The sequence below is a fragment of the Exiguobacterium sp. LL15 genome (genome assembly GCF_024436095.1).
GTDB classification, from domain to species: Bacteria; Bacillota; Bacilli; order Exiguobacteriales; family Exiguobacteriaceae; genus Exiguobacterium_A; species Exiguobacterium_A indicum.
Genome location: NZ_JANFNX010000003.1, coordinates 173,724 through 188,459, shown reverse-complemented (window position 1 = coordinate 188,459; position 14,736 = coordinate 173,724). Strand labels below are relative to the sequence as shown.

The following is a 14,736-nucleotide window of genomic DNA, read 5'->3' as shown; positions in this document are numbered from 1 at the left end:
GATATGGTTAGGAACAATTACATACTTATCCAGAGAGGTGGAGGGACTGGCCCTATGAAACCTCAGCAACAGGTCGAAAGATACTGTGCTAATTCCTGCGGGTGCTGCACCCGATCGATAAGATTTCCGAATTGTCGACCGACGCATCCGTGAGGATGCGTTTTTTGTTTGAAATAGGTGGAACGAGGAGGAAATGGATTCATGAAAACGAGCGGAGCATTTCGACGCAAGATGGAATCACGTCATCTGATCATGCTGTCGTTAGGTGGTGTCATTGGAACAGGATTATTTTTAAGTACAGGTTATACGTTGGAACAAGCAGGACGTGTCGGAACGATTTTATCGTATTTGATCGGAGCCGTCGTCGTTTACTTAGTCATGTTAAGTCTCGGTGAACTCGCCGTGCACATGCCGGAAACCGGATCATTCCATAAGTACGCAACGAAGTACATTGGACCCGGCACCGGTTATACAGTAGCCTGGCTCTACTGGCTGACGTGGACGGTCGCCCTTGGTTCAGAATTCACGGCAGCAGGCATTTTGATGCAACGTTGGTTCCCATCGATTCCGGTTTGGGTGTTCAGTGCCTTATTCGCTGCGATGATCCTTGGTATCAACGTCTTGAAGGTTCGCGTGTTCGCTGAAGTCGAGTTTTGGTTCTCCGCCATTAAGGTCGTGACGATTATTGCGTTCATTTTACTTGGTGCGGGAGCGATCGTCGGCTTCATTCCACTGCAAGATGGTAGCCCAGCCCCATTCTTTTCTTCCTTAACGGAAGGTGGATTATTCCCAAATGGTGCTTTCGTCATCTTCATGACGATGCTTGCCGTGAATTTTGCTTACTCGGGAACGGAACTGATCGGTGTCGCAGCGGGTGAAGCAGTCGATCCGAAACGGACGATTCCGCTTGCGATCCGGACGACGATCTTGCGACTCGTCCTCTTCTTCGTCGGTACGATCATCGTGTTAGCCGTCTTATTGCCAACGGATGGGAAAGGTGTACTCGAAAGTCCGTTCGTCGCCGTGTTCGAACGGATCGGAATTCCCTACGCAGCAGACGTGATGAACTTCGTCATTTTGACAGCGATTTTGTCGGCAGCGAACTCTGGACTTTACGCCGCCTCTCGGATGCTCTGGTCGCTTGCGAACGAACGTATGATTCCACGCTTCTTCGCCCAGGTGACACCAAGTGGGGTTCCACTTCGAGCTGTATTGTTCAGCATGCTTGGCGGAGGACTTGCCTTGCTGTCTAGCATCTATGCAGCAGGGAGTGTCTATATCGCGCTCGTCTCGATTTCCGGTCTTGCTGTCGTCGTCGTTTGGATGAGTATCAGCGTTGCCCAGTATCGCTTCCGGAAGCAATTTCTTCGTGAAGGGCATACGGTCGACGAATTGGTCTATCGCACACCACTCTTTCCATTCGTACCGATCGCCGCTTTCGTCGTTTGTTTGATTTCTCTGATTGGTATCGGATTTGATCCGACACAACGAATTGCCTTGTACTGTGGTATTCCATTCATCGTGATCTGTTATATCGTTCATGCGTTCACGAATTCTTCTCAGAAACGGAGTGTTGAAGATGTCCCGAATCAAAAATCCAGTTGATCAACGATTACAGGAAGTTCCCTTTCTCATTTTAGATGGTGCCCTTGCAACCGAACTTGAACAGAAGGGATTCGATCTGAACGACCCGCTTTGGTCAGCACGTCTCTTGATCGAAGCACCGGAACAGATCGAGCGTGTCCATCGTGATTACTTTGAAGTAGGTGCTGATGTCGCCATCACTTCAAGCTATCAAGCAAGTATCGAAGGGTTCAAGCAACGTCATATCACGACAGAGGAAGCACAGGCGCTGATTCGACAAACGGTCACCTTGGCGCAAAACGCACGCACGCGTAGCGGAAAGCGTGACGCATTAATCGCAGGATCAGTGGGTCCTTATGGTGCCTACTTAGCAGATGGTTCTGAGTATCGCGGTCATTATGGGGTGTCAGCAGATGTGCTAGAAGCCTTCCACAGACCACGGATCGAAGCATTGATTGAAGCGGGGGCTGATCTGCTGGCATTTGAGACGATTCCGTCGCTCGAGGAAGCTGTCGTGTTGTTCCGGATTCTCGAAGCGTATCCGGAAGTATCTGCTTGGCTGACGTTCTCGCTTCAAGATGCGACACACATTAGTGAAGGAACGGCACTTGCGACGTGTATTGAAACGGTCGGACAACATCCACAGCTCGCAGCAATCGGTGCAAATTGTTTTCCGGCATCTTATGCGACCGACTTTATCCGTCACGTCAAGGCGTTGACGGATGTGCCAATCATCGTCTATCCGAACTCTGGTGAGGTCTATGATCCGGTCGCAAAAACGTGGTCAGGTACGAATCAGTGTACATCGTTCCAAACCGTCGCGAAGACATGGTATGAGGCAGGGGCACGATTGATCGGTGGTTGTTGCCGAACGTCACCTGAACATATCGCACAAATTCGTTCGGTTTGTCAGGTTTCTCATACATCATGAATAATGATGAAAAAACGGACGCGAAATCGATTGATTTCGCGTCCGTTCCTTTAAATGGTGTGATTTCGTTACCGCTCGCGCAAGGCACGGTTGAATTGTTGCAATAGACGTCCAAAATCTTCGGCATCATCCGATGGCCAGTCCGTCAGTAGACGTTCGATGCTCGCGAGGCGCGCTGTCCGGTAAATCGTGAGCTCTTCTTGTCCTTTATCCGTAATATGATAGAAGAAGGCACGACCATCTGTCGGATCTTTTACTTTTTCCACAAGTTGCTTCTGATCGAGCGCTGCAGCTTGGCGACTGACGGTCGAGACATCAAGCTGGAGTTCACGAGCAAGTGTTTTGACACCGACGTTGCCGGAATCCGCTAGTTGTCGCAGTAAAAGGTAGGAAGCACGATCCAAATTACGATTGTCTGCCGTCGCTGTCGTCAAGCGCCGGATCAGAATTGCTAACTCTAATTCAATGGTTTCGAGTGCTTGTTGAGACATCGGGTATCTCCCCTTTCAATAAGGTCTCTCTGTCCCTCATGATTACCCAATGTGGATAAGCTGTCAATGCGAAAAGCAGGAGGCTTGACAGAGTTGTAGTTGTATTATACAATCATTTTTGTTCTTTTAATTGTATCATACAACTTTTTCATATGAGAAACGAACGACAAAGGAGAATTCAGATGAAAGCTTATGAGTCGATGAAACAAGAGGTCATCACAGTAAACGATACAGATCTGATTCGTACGGTCATCGAACGATTCATTCAATCTGGTATTAGCGGCGTACCTGTCATTAATGCTGAGCAAGAGGTCGTCGGGTATATCAGTGACGGAGATATCATGCGCGCGATTGGAAAACACAAGGACATCATCGTCGATACATTCTTATATGTAGATGTCATCAAAGGAGACGAAGAAGATTACGAAGATCGGATTCGTCATATCTTGAATCGACCTGTCATGGAACTGGCACGTCGGAAAGTCGTAACAGCGGACGCTGAAACAGAAATAGAAGAGATTGCGGCGACACTTGGCGCAAAACGGATCAAAAAGCTTCCGATCCTGAAAGCAGGACGGCTTGTTGGGATCATTAGTCGAGGCGACGTCATTCGCCATTCGTTTAAACAGTTCATGTAACACATTCAATAGAAAGAAGGGACACTATGGCACTTGCTGAAAAAACAACGACGCTTGAGCCGGAAACGGTATTAGCAGAAAGCAAACATGGATTATTCCATCAACCGGTTGCTGTTTGGGCAGTCTTTTTCGCCAGTATTACAGCATTCATGGGAATGGGTCTCGTCAATCCCGTCTTACCGACGATTGCCGAGAATTTAGAAGCGTCAAAAAGTGAAGTAACGCTCTTATTTACAAGTTATAACGCCGTCATGGCATTCGCGATGTTAATTACAGGCGCGATCTCATCACGGATTGGTCAAAAAGGAACATTGATGCTCGGGATCGCCGTCATCGCAACCGTTGCTGGTTTTGCTTCACAAGCAGATAGCATTTGGACGCTCGTCGCGTTACGCGGTGGATGGGGACTTGGGAACGCTTTGTTCGTCGCAACCGCACTTGCTGCGATTGTTTCGCTGTCGTCAGGCGGAACAGCAAAAGCCATCATTTTGTATGAAGCAGCCGTTGGTCTTGGGATTTCGATTGGACCACTGTTAGGCGGAACGCTCGGTTCAATCACATGGCGCGCGCCATTCATGGGTGTTGCAACAATCATGGTCATCGCGTTCCTCGTCTTGCTCTTCTTGATGCCAAAACCAGCAGCATCTGCTGCACCGAAACAGAAGTTATCATTAAAAGCACCGTTTCAAGCGATGAAGCATCGTTCACTCTTGACGCTCGGGATCGTAGCGGCACTTTATAACGTGGGGTTCTTTACGATCATGGCCTATGCACCATTCGTCATGAAACTACCAGCGCAAGGACTCGGATTCGTTTTCCTCGGCTGGGGAATGTTGCTTGCGATCACATCGGTCTTAACGGCTCCGAAACTGAAACAATGGTTCGGAACAATCAAAGCGATGGTCATGATGTTGATCACATTCGCAATCTTGCTTCTATTAATGGGGATCTTCACGGAAACACCAGCCGTCGTCATCGTCTGTGTCATCTTGGCGGGAGCCGTGCTTGGGAATAACAACACGCTCATCACGACCGCTGTCATGGACGCAGCACCTGTCGAACGTTCGACAGCATCTGCGGCATACAGTTTCCTACGTTTTCTCGGGGCAGCCATCGCGCCATTCATGGCCGGTAAATTGGCTGAAATCTTCAACGCAAACTTACCGTTTTATGTCGGAAGTGGCTTTGTCCTCTTATCCGTCATCATCATCGGGGTCAATCTCAAACACATTCGCCATATCGATCGGACAGAAGGCGGACATTAATTTCAAAAAACAGCCGAAGCGAATCCGCTTCGGCTGTTTTTGATTGAAATCAAGACGGGTACATGTCTTTTAACGTGCGGATTGAGTGCTCAATCATTTCCCGAAGGACGTTTAAATCGATGTCAGTCAGTCGTTTTACGTAGAGGCAGGACTTGCCGCGTCGATACGTACCGAGAGTGGCAAGCAGTCGTTCCGATACATCGTCTTCACCAAGCGCGAGGTAAAGGACGAGGTTCGTCTTGCGCGGAGAAAAGCCGACATAAAAGCTGTCGCCCTCGTGACCAGAGGCATAGCGATAATGATAGGCACCAAAACCAATCAAGGAAGACCCCCAAATGACGGCTTCGTATCCCGTGACATCTTCGAAGAACTGACGTAACGTGATACCATCTGCTTGACGTAATGGCGGTTCGACTTGTGCCAGAAAAGCATCAACGGACTGTTCGGTAGGACCTGTTTTTGGCGTATCAGACATAAGCAGACTCCTTTCGGATGAAGAAGATATCGGTTACTTTCGAGAAAGACTAGTAAATATCCTGTAACTCAGAGGTGGAAATCGAATGAAGCATCGCATCGTGTTTCGAGGAGAAGAAAGCAGTCTATCGTGGGACATCTTACACGTATATCCAAAGCAAGAGGAACTAATGATTCAGATGACGGAACAAGATAGTGCACACGAGTTTTCAGTTACATTTAATCAATATGATGCGTTCATCCGTAACTTTGCTCGCGTCCATGAGTCGTTACACGGTGAAGTCGTATTCGAACAGGGCGTGATACGTCTCCGTTTACGATATGACCGGCTTGGTCGTGTCTTCATCAGTTGGTCTGATGGGCAAACAAGTCAAGAATTTCGTAGTGATCAAAGTTATTTAAGTGAGGCGTTGGCACAGCTTGGTGTGTACTAAACTAAACACAGTAAAAGTAGAAGGGACGACTTTGGGTATTGCACCCGAAAGTCGTCCCTTCTTTTATTTAGTGTGATGGAAGAGGTTGATGTAATGGTGTGTTGATCAAGTTGAAGCAAAACGCAATCGTTTGTTCATATTCGGATAACGGAATCGACTCATCGACCTGATGCGCAAGACGGAAATCATGGAAAGAAGCAATCGCAATCGGGAATGCTTTTTTTGCTTGGCTGAACATCGCACCATCCGTTCCGCCTGGGATGGCGATTTTTCGCGGTGTCACACCGCTGACCTGCTCCATCGTATCCGCGACCTGTTGCAAGAAAGGCGCTTGTTCATCGGTTTCACAGGAAGGAATATCCTTGATGACGGTTACGCTCATGTCAAAGTCAGGATCTTCGGCAACAAGTCGACGCTCCATATCCGTAAAGGCAGCAAGAACATCCGCTCGACCGAATCCAGGAATCGTCCGAATATCCATATAGAACGAGGCTTGACTCGGAACGACGTTCGGTCCTTCGCCTCCTTTTATGGATGTGATTGACGCGACGACCGGACCGAGTGCTGGGTGATGATTCGTCGTGATCGAGAAGCGTTCCGACTTCACTTCCTGGATGACACGATATACGTCATCAATCGCATTACGTCCGAGTTGTGGAGCAGAACTGTGCGCACTTTTTCCGCGGCACGTCACTTCAATCCCAACGACCCCTTTTTGTGCATACCCAATCATCCCACTCGTCGGTTCTGTGATCAGTAGAGCATCTAAATCATCCGCATGCCCTTGTTCGGTCAAATGACGAGCTCCTGTCATGCCATTCTCTTCATCGGATGTAATCAGAAGTTTGACGGTATTCGGACGGTTTTGACGTTCCTTGTATTGAATGAGCGCTTGCACCATCGCCATGACACCTGATTTCATATCTGAAGCCCCACGACCATAAATGCGTCCGTCTTCGATTTCACCACCGTATGAATCTTTCGTCCAGCCGTCTCCTTGGACCGGAACCGTATCGAGATGACCAGATAATCCGAGTACAGCAGGACGTGAAAACTCCTCGCTCGCAGGAACGGTCGCGACGAGACAGATTCGTTTTGGTGAAACTTCAATCCATTCTGTCGAGATGTGATGATCGACCAGTACATTGTACACATAACGTGCGACGGCTTCCTCTCCGTCCGTCGGGTTGACGCTTGGAATTTGAAGACACCGTTGTAAGTAAGTAATTGCTGTTTGCATAAGTATTTCCCCCTTTACCTATCCTGTACCCTGATAAAAATACTTCAGGGAGGTAAACGAATTCGGAAAATAATTTACGGAGCTGAACGTCTTGAGATAAAAGAAAACGGTGCAACCAGAGGGTTACACCGTACCTTGCTCATTCACTTTTTTCTGCTTCGTCTTTCCACTTCGAATCAATCAACATCTCCCCCGGCCACGTATAAGCCATGATGCCGCCGTCTGCTGTGATATCCTCACCTGTGACATATGAGCTGTCGTCAGAAGCGAGGAAGAGAGCGACCGTTGCCATCTCGCGTGGTTTACCGAGTCGTCCGAGTGGCGTAATCCAAGCGTTCGCATCGCGGAACTGTTTGCCTTGCTCTTTTTCTTTTTCACCGACAAGTGTATCGATGAGTGGTGTTTCGATTGTTCCTGGTGATAACGAATTGACACGAATGCCATGACGCGCATAATCGATTGCCATCGCGCGCGTGAAGTTCGCAATCCCACCTTTCGCTGCGTTATAACCGGATCGGTTCAAGTCAGCTGCGCGACCAGACATCGATGACGTATTGATGATTGAACCACCGTTATCAAGCATGAGTGGAATCAAGAATTTACTGACGAGGAATGTACCGCGCAAGTCGACCGCGATGATCCGGTCGAAGAAATCGATTGGATACTCGTGGACTTTCCCGCCTTGTTCATCGATTCCGGCATTGTTGAAGAGGACGTCGATCGTACCGTATGTCTCTTTGACGTGCTTCGCAAGTTGCTCGACACTCTCGACGTCTGAGACGTCGACATGGACGGCCTCCGCTTTCCCACCTTGTTGTGTAATCTGTTCTACTGTTTGTTGTGCTTTTTCAAGTGAGACATCGGCACAGACGACCGTTGCTCCTTGTTCTGCGAAGACAAGCGCGGTCGCTTGTCCAATCCCTGTTGCCGAGCCGGTAATGACAGCTACTTTTTGATCGAGTCTACCCATTGTTAAATCCCTCCTAAGTCGTATCGTTCACCTTATGAAACATTCCCGGAGAAATGGAGATTAAACCCATCGATGCGTCTAGTGTTAGAGGATAGGGGGTACATCTACAACAGCACAATCGCTATATAGAGGGAGATGAGAACGCTGACATCCAATCAATGGCAACTTGCTAAAAACTTATTACACGAAGCCGTCCAGTACCAAATGACACTCGAGAAGAGTGCATTCGCAAGTGAATTGATCGACCAAACGACACCTGTCCTCTGGTTTGGTGATGCGACGCGTAGCAGTTGGGTAACGATCGCGACGAACCCATCCCGATCGCAGTTTTTAGACCGAACAGGTGCATTACGATTTGACGAGCACGGTCCACTTTTCATACGTCCACAATCCATGACGTGGAATGCGTATTTACAAGAAAAGACATTGACGGAATCGATTCGACGCTTCAATCGTTACTTCAAACAACCAAATGTGTACCGAACCTGGTTCGGTCGACCAGGTGGCGGTAAGCTCGAAGGATTCTTGAATGGATTGGGTGCGTCGTTTTACGAGAAGACGTTTGATCCAGTCATTCACTTGGATTTTTTCCCGTTTCCGACACACCACTACATGGGAGCAATCAAAGAACGTGGATTGTTGGAAGATAGTCTGTTCGGTCAGACATTTTTGTTACGCCTGCTTGAACTGTTTTCGATAAAAGGAATCATCCTGCTCGGTAAGGAACACACGGAACGATTTGCGAAGCTCGAACCACACATCGATTGGACGACCTATCGACCAACGGATTACCCGGACGCGATCTTTCAAGTTGGCTTTTCGTCACGATTTCAGGTACCCGTCGTCGGGCTCCATTTCAAACCAAGTGAACAGTTCATCGGTCTCGGTAATCGAAAGGATGAAAACGGCGTCAGCCATGGCACCTATGGGTCAGCAGAACACTTACGTCAGATCGGAATGATCGTCCTTGAAAAAGTCACGACATACAGTGAAAAAGGAGATTGACAGATATTTCGAACTCCCTAATAATAGGAGATGAATTAGCACTCTATATGATTGAGTGCTAAAAAAGGGAGGCAGAATGAGCATGGAAACGAAACAATTTAAGGCGGAATCAAAACGATTGCTGGAGATGATGATTCATTCCATCTATACGCATAAGGAGATTTTCCTGCGCGAATTGATCTCGAATGCAAGTGACGCCATGGATAAGATGTACTATAAAGCATTGACGGACGAGACGATTTCGTTCGAGAAGGAACACTACAAAATTACGATCGAACCAAATAAAGAAGCGCGTCAACTGATCATTCGTGATACGGGAATCGGAATGACGAAGGAAGAACTAGAAGAGAATCTTGGTACGATCGCGAAGAGTGGATCGCTTGCCTTCAAGGCAGAGAATGAAGCACAAGATGGTCATGATATCATCGGACAATTCGGTGTCGGATTCTATTCTGCCTTCATGGTCGCAGACGTCGTTACCGTCGTTACGAAACCGTTCGGCAGTGCAGTCGCTTATAAATGGGAATCGCGTGGTGTCGAAGGTTATACGATCGAGGAAGTCGACAAGGAAACCGTCGGAACGGAGATTACACTCCACATCAAGGCGAACGAGGAAGAAGAATCGTATGACGAATACCTCGAGACATATCGTCTGCGTAGCATCATCAAAAAATACTCGGATTTCATCCGTTATCCGATCGAGATGAAGGAACTCGAACGTCAGCCGATCGAAGGCAGTGATGAAATGGAAGAGGTCGAAGTCGTCAAGACGATCAACAGTATGGTGCCGATCTGGCGGAAGAACAAACGGGAATTGACAGACGAGGACTATACGAACTTCTACCAAGAAAAACGTTATGGTTTCGACACACCAGCGAAACACATTCATATCAGTGTTGACGGCGCTGTTCGTTATCAATCGATCTTATTCATTCCAGAGCAGGCACCGTACGATTATTATTCGAAGGAATTTGAAAAGGGTCTTGAACTCTATGCCAACGGTGTCTTGATCATGGAAAAATGCAGCGACTTGTTGCCGGATCACTTCAGTTTCGTCAAAGGGATGGTTGACTCGGAAGACTTATCGCTCAACATCTCGCGTGAGTTACTACAGCACGATCGTCAATTGAAGCTGATCGCGAAAAATATCCAAAGTAAGATCAAGACACAACTCGAAGCCCTCCTGTGCGAGGATCGCACGAAGTACGAAACGTTCTATCAAGCGTTCGGACGCCAGCTGAAGTTCGGTATGTATAATGATTATGGCATGCACAAAGAACAGGTGCAGGATCTGGTCCTCTTCTACTCAGCCAAGGAGAAGAAGTTGATCACACTCGCAGAATACGTCGCAGCGATGCCGGAAGATCAGGCACATATCTATTACGCTGCTGGTGAGAGTACGAATCGTCTGGATAAATTACCACAATCCGAGCTCGTCCGTGATAAAGGGTATGATATCTTGTACTTCACGGAAGAGATCGATGAGTTCGCGATCCAGATGCTTATGACGTACAACGAGAAGACGTTCAAGTCGGTCACGAGCAGCGATTTAGGGATTGAAGCAGCAGAAGCGGAGACGACGGATGCACAAGTAGAGATGTTCCAAGCCATGCAGGAAGTGTTGAGTGGACAAGTCAAGGAAGTCAAAGCCTCAACGCGCCTAAAATCGCATCCCGTCTGCTTTGCGACGGACGGCGCCGTCTCGATCGAGATGGAGAAAATCCTGAAGGCGATGCCGAATAATGAAGGGGTAGAAGCGGTCAAGATTCTTGAATTGAATCCGTCACACGCGGTGTTCGAGTCTCTTGAGACGGCTTATCAAAACGATCGTTCGAAATTCGAGCGCTATACGAAACTGATGTATCAACAAGCATTGCTTGTCGAAGGACTCCCACTCGAGGATCCAGTCGCGTTCGCGAATGATGTATGTTTATTAATGGTTTAAGTTGAAATGACGCTATCCGTATGAGGATGGCGTCATTTTTTACAAAAAAGAATAAGTTACTCTGCAAAATGTTGAATGAGCTGTTTCATCAAATAGGCTTGGTTTTCTTCGAATTGTTTTTTTCGATGACCGTTCGCGCCAGATGGATGGGGGAAGTTGGAAAGAAGCTGATGCTGTTCGATTCGTCCATCCTGAATCAATCCACGGACTTGCGTCTCGACGACCCGACCGAGTGGAATTAATAACGCTGGTTTTTGTAACTGATTGATCTCAGCGACGAAGTGTTCTTCCGCGTAGTGCCTCAATAAAGGACTGCGATTGATCTTCGGTTGATGACCCGAGTAATTCTTTTCGCGATAAAAGACGGGTTGCTTTAACAGCGACGTCGGATGTAACAATTCCTGGTGTTGATGAAATAAGCTAGCTGTTGTCTCGATTCCGAGCAATGCTGGAAGCTCGAGTGTATCAAGCATCTGGAAGAGGTTACGTCGCATCGTTCCGGCAAAACTGGCTGCATATTTGACGATGCGTGCCGTCCCTTCTAGTGAAGCCCCATGATGGAGGGCATCCGTTGCTTCTTCGAAAGCGATTCGCATCTGTTCAAAACCTGGTGTGATCCCGATGATGACGACTTTTGCTTCAGTATTGACATATTCGCCAATCGGAGAGTAATAGACGGTCAGCTCGTTCTCCTGTTGCAATAAAAAATCGTCCGTCCATAATTCATCACGTCGTAACGTACGATCATCAGGTAAGCTACGAATGGCTTGTTCAAATATAGTTAATGAATTCATGAAGAACCCTCTCTCTCTGTATTGGCACTATAATAACAAATAATACCATTTGAGACAATTACACCCTTTCACTATTTGTGTATAGGTATATAAAAAAGGACTCGAGACGAGTCCTTTTCGTGCATCATGCGCGTTCTTTGACCGAAGCAACTTCATATGTCAGAATCTCGCTGCCGAGCATTGGCGATTCTCCTGCCTCACTACTCGCAGGTCGACTATGTGACGCTTTGAAATCGTCACTCTCACGCCATGCTTGAAAACTCTTCATGTCTTCCCAATACATGTTGACGTTCATTTCATCATGTTCTTCGATGTTTTGCGTCAATAAGACCTCGACGCGGATGAATCCGTCCATCGTATCAAGTCCACTTGGACGCGTAAAACGAGGAGCGAGAGCTGCAGCCATCCCTTTTTTGACTTTAATCCGGTTCGTAACGACGATCATCATAAAATCCCCTTTCAAAAAACGAGTAACGTACTTCTTCAGTATAGTACGATGAAGGCAAGAATGCCGGAAAGAAGGAACAAACGACAATGAATGAACAGGAATACGATCAACGATTACGAATCGAGACCATTGAGATGCAACATCTTTATGGTGTGTTTAGTCACTACAATCGCTATGAACCAACGCCTTATGCGGCACTAGACGAATTATGCGAAACGTATTTGTTTCAAAAACAGGACACGGTCATTGATTTCGGGTGTGGGAAAGGGCGTTTGAACTTTTACTTACACGACCGATTCGATTGTTCCGTCATCGGAATCGAGATGAACGGACAATTTTACGAGGACGCACTCCGGAATATGGCGAACTACCAAAGTCGACGGAAGCGGCGTTCCGGAAGTTTACGATTTGAACAGACGTATGCCGAGCAGTATGCCATTCCGGATGAGACGAATAAGTTTTATTTCTTCAATCCATTCTCTTCACAAATTTTCATGAAAGTGATCGATCACATTTTAAGTTCGGTCGAACGTTCCCCGCGTTCGGTTGATCTCATCTTGTATTACCCGACCGATGAATACCGGGAGTACCTGGAGCGTCATACCGTATTCGAGCAAGTCGATGAGATTCGATTACGAGACCTCTATGAAAAAAATCATGACGAGCGGTTCGTCATCTATCGCTTTGATCCGAACAAACTGCTTCAAAACGGGTATGAATACAGTGAGGAAAGAAATAAAAGATAAGGAGGTCGGATGATGATCCGTTTAGAGCATGTTACGAAAGAGTTTGCACCGGGGCGTGGAATATTCGATGTCAGTTTTACAGTTGATCCGGGGACGATATTCGGTTTCATCGGACCAAACGGATCTGGAAAATCAACGACACTCCGACATCTGATGGGACTACTGGCTGCGGACGGTGGAAAGGCGACGATCGGCGGTTTCGATTGCTGGAAGCAAAGTAAAGAAGTGAAGCAGTTGGTCGGTTATTTGCCGGGAGAGATTAGTTTACCTGGAGACATGACAGGAACAGACATGCTCGATTTGATGCAACGACTACATGGTAGCGATCCGACACGGCGGCAACTGTTGTTGAAACGATTTCCGTTTGAGACGAAGACGAAAATCCGCAAAATGTCAAAAGGGATGAAACAAAAACTGGCACTAGTCGGTTGCTTCATGAAGGACGCACCGGTCTATCTACTTGATGAGCCGACCAGTGGACTCGATCCTTTGATGCAAGAGCGTTTTTTAGAGTGGATCGAACAGGAGAAACATGCTGGAAAAGCGATTCTGATGAGTTCACATCACTTTCCGGAGATGGAAAAATCGTGCGATCGAGCGGCTTTAATCAAAGCAGGGCGCATCATCGTCGAATCGGATATTCATGAGTTGGTTCGATCGAGTCGAAAGACGTACACGATCGTCTTCCGAACAGAGGTGGAGGCGGCACAGTTCGCGATGCAAGTCGGTGTTGAACCGAAGCGGCTGGAAGTCAGTTTTCAAACGGACGAGACGCTGAGCTTAAATCAGGTGATCGCTTATTTAACCCAGTATGATGTACGGCTGATTCGTCCGTCAGCAGATGATTTAGAACAGGTCTTCTTGCATTATTATGGGGAGGAGGAATCGTCGTGATATTGCTGATCCGCTCTTTATTTAAGCAGGTCAGAAAGCCCGTGCTTGCTTATGCGATTGGAACGAGTCTCTACTTATTGATACTTGCGTTGCTATATCCATCGATGATGAAGACAGGTTTACTAGAAGCAAAACTAGAAGCGTTACCTCCAGAAGTCTTAAAAGCATTTCAATACGATAAGATGACAGGGTTCGAGAATGTACTGGATCTGCTCGGGGGGAACTATTATGGACTGATTTTTCAAGTCATTGCGAGTCTATTCTTGCTCTCATTAGCAGCGCGACTCGTTGCGCGACCAATCGACAATGGAGAGCTGATCGTCTATCTCGCAGCCCCGATCACCCGGAATACGTATACGTTTGCTGTCGCGATCGTCATGGGTATCGCAAGTATGGTTTTCGTAGGACTGAATGGACTCGTCTTGATGGTATCCGACTGGTGGATGACAGATATTTCGATCAATGACGTCATCTTATGGCGGATTCAACTCAATGCGCTATTGTTACTCTTGGCGATCGGTGCCTTTACGTTATTCGTTGCGACGTTATTTGACGAAGAACGTCGTGCTTTTTCGCTTGCTGGTAGTGTGCTTGTCCTATCGATCGTCTTGACGATTCTGTCGGAACTAAGTGACAAGACGGAGTGGCTCCGTTATCTATCCGTCTTCTCCTTATTCAATACGACGCAATTACTAGAAGGAACGAATCATTTTCTTCTTCATTCGATTATTTTACTCGTCCTCTGTCTCGTGTTCTTGACCGGAGCAGTCGTTCAATTCGGACGTCGGAGTCTGTCGATTTGATCGAAAGTGGCGCAAAAACTTTACAGAAAGTGAACATTTAGGATTTGAACGTTGCGTCAAGCGCTGATTTTTAC

Annotated in this window: 16 protein-coding genes and 1 riboswitch; of the genes, 10 read left to right on the top strand and 6 right to left on the bottom strand. The window is 47.3% G+C overall.

Annotation, left to right across the window (positions count from 1 at the left end; all coding sequences use genetic code 11):
• Positions 1-22 precede the first annotated feature (22 nt).
• Positions 23-124, top strand: a riboswitch (SAM riboswitch).
• Positions 125-201: 77 nt separating this feature from the next.
• A complete protein-coding gene (locus NOM72_RS13995) occupies positions 202-1,605 on the top strand; it encodes an amino acid permease (protein ID WP_058265628.1) in 1,404 nt (467 codons plus the stop codon).
• Positions 1,580-2,515 (top strand): homocysteine S-methyltransferase, encoded by a 936-nt coding sequence (mmuM, locus tag NOM72_RS13990; RefSeq protein ID WP_058713694.1) that lies wholly within the window; start codon positions 1,580-1,582, stop codon positions 2,513-2,515. The genes NOM72_RS13995 and mmuM overlap by 26 nt, the downstream gene beginning before the upstream one ends.
• Before the next feature lie 68 nt (positions 2,516-2,583).
• Here mmuM and NOM72_RS13985 read toward each other — a convergent pair whose 3' ends face one another.
• Positions 2,584-3,006 (bottom strand): MarR family winged helix-turn-helix transcriptional regulator, encoded by a 423-nt coding sequence (locus tag NOM72_RS13985; RefSeq protein WP_035395500.1) that lies wholly within the window; start codon positions 3,004-3,006, stop codon positions 2,584-2,586.
• Positions 3,007-3,188: 182 nt separating this feature from the next.
• On the opposite strand from NOM72_RS13985, the gene NOM72_RS13980 reads away from it, so the two are divergent.
• A complete protein-coding gene (locus NOM72_RS13980; protein ID WP_055969726.1) occupies positions 3,189-3,644 on the top strand; it encodes a CBS domain-containing protein in 456 nt (151 codons plus the stop codon).
• Between the two features lie 26 nt (positions 3,645-3,670).
• Positions 3,671-4,909, top strand: coding sequence for an MFS transporter (locus tag NOM72_RS13975; protein ID WP_023469805.1), 1,239 nt, complete (start codon positions 3,671-3,673; stop codon positions 4,907-4,909).
• Positions 4,910-4,958: 49 nt separating this feature from the next.
• On the opposite strand, the gene NOM72_RS13970 is transcribed toward NOM72_RS13975, so the two are convergent.
• Entirely contained in the window at positions 4,959-5,384 is a 426-nt protein-coding gene (locus NOM72_RS13970; RefSeq protein ID WP_023469804.1) for a DUF1801 domain-containing protein, read from the bottom strand.
• 85 nt (positions 5,385-5,469) lie between these two features.
• On the opposite strand from NOM72_RS13970, the gene NOM72_RS13965 reads away from it, so the two are divergent.
• Complete coding sequence (locus NOM72_RS13965) at positions 5,470-5,817, top strand: hypothetical protein (RefSeq protein ID WP_023469803.1); 348 nt, start codon at positions 5,470-5,472, stop codon at positions 5,815-5,817.
• 67 nt (positions 5,818-5,884) lie between these two features.
• Here the strand turns inward: NOM72_RS13965 and NOM72_RS13960 are convergent, their stop codons facing one another.
• Positions 5,885-7,057 (bottom strand): M20 family metallopeptidase, encoded by a 1,173-nt coding sequence (locus NOM72_RS13960; RefSeq protein WP_255999365.1) that lies wholly within the window; start codon positions 7,055-7,057, stop codon positions 5,885-5,887.
• A 139-nt stretch (positions 7,058-7,196) separates the two neighbouring features.
• The gene (locus NOM72_RS13955; RefSeq protein ID WP_255999364.1) at positions 7,197-8,027 is read right to left on the bottom strand and encodes an SDR family oxidoreductase; all 831 of its coding nucleotides are present in this window, start codon (positions 8,025-8,027) and stop codon (positions 7,197-7,199) included.
• A 135-nt stretch (positions 8,028-8,162) separates the two neighbouring features.
• Here NOM72_RS13955 and NOM72_RS13950 point away from each other — a divergent pair, with 135 nt between their 5' ends.
• Together NOM72_RS13950 and htpG are read left to right on the top strand one after the other, a co-directional pair.
• Positions 8,163-9,032, top strand: a complete 870-nt coding sequence (locus tag NOM72_RS13950; RefSeq protein WP_255999363.1) for a hypothetical protein — start codon at positions 8,163-8,165, stop codon at positions 9,030-9,032.
• A gap of 82 nt (positions 9,033-9,114) precedes the next feature.
• The gene (gene htpG, locus NOM72_RS13945; RefSeq protein WP_255999362.1) at positions 9,115-10,977 is read left to right on the top strand and encodes a molecular chaperone HtpG; all 1,863 of its coding nucleotides are present in this window, start codon (positions 9,115-9,117) and stop codon (positions 10,975-10,977) included.
• A gap of 56 nt (positions 10,978-11,033) precedes the next feature.
• Here htpG and NOM72_RS13940 read toward each other — a convergent pair whose 3' ends face one another.
• Together NOM72_RS13940 and NOM72_RS13935 are read right to left on the bottom strand one after the other, a co-directional pair.
• Positions 11,034-11,771, bottom strand: a complete 738-nt coding sequence (locus NOM72_RS13940) for a uracil-DNA glycosylase family protein (protein WP_255999361.1) — start codon at positions 11,769-11,771, stop codon at positions 11,034-11,036.
• A 124-nt stretch (positions 11,772-11,895) separates the two neighbouring features.
• Complete coding sequence (locus NOM72_RS13935; protein ID WP_023469797.1) at positions 11,896-12,216, bottom strand: heme oxygenase; 321 nt, start codon at positions 12,214-12,216, stop codon at positions 11,896-11,898.
• 89 nt (positions 12,217-12,305) lie between these two features.
• Between NOM72_RS13935 and NOM72_RS13930 the strand changes: the two genes are divergently transcribed.
• Genes NOM72_RS13930 through NOM72_RS13920 form a run of 3 tightly spaced genes read left to right on the top strand, consistent with a single transcriptional unit; the run spans position 12,306 to position 14,662 of the window.
• Positions 12,306-12,965 (top strand): SAM-dependent methyltransferase, encoded by a 660-nt coding sequence (locus NOM72_RS13930; protein WP_081637345.1) that lies wholly within the window; start codon positions 12,306-12,308, stop codon positions 12,963-12,965.
• Positions 12,966-12,977: 12 nt separating this feature from the next.
• Entirely contained in the window at positions 12,978-13,859 is an 882-nt protein-coding gene (locus NOM72_RS13925) for an ABC transporter ATP-binding protein (RefSeq protein ID WP_255999360.1), read from the top strand.
• On the top strand, positions 13,856-14,662 hold the full coding sequence (locus NOM72_RS13920; RefSeq protein ID WP_255999359.1) for an ABC transporter permease subunit: 807 nt from the start codon (positions 13,856-13,858) through the stop codon (positions 14,660-14,662). The genes NOM72_RS13925 and NOM72_RS13920 overlap by 4 nt, the downstream gene beginning before the upstream one ends.
• Positions 14,663-14,736: the final 74 nt, after the last annotated feature.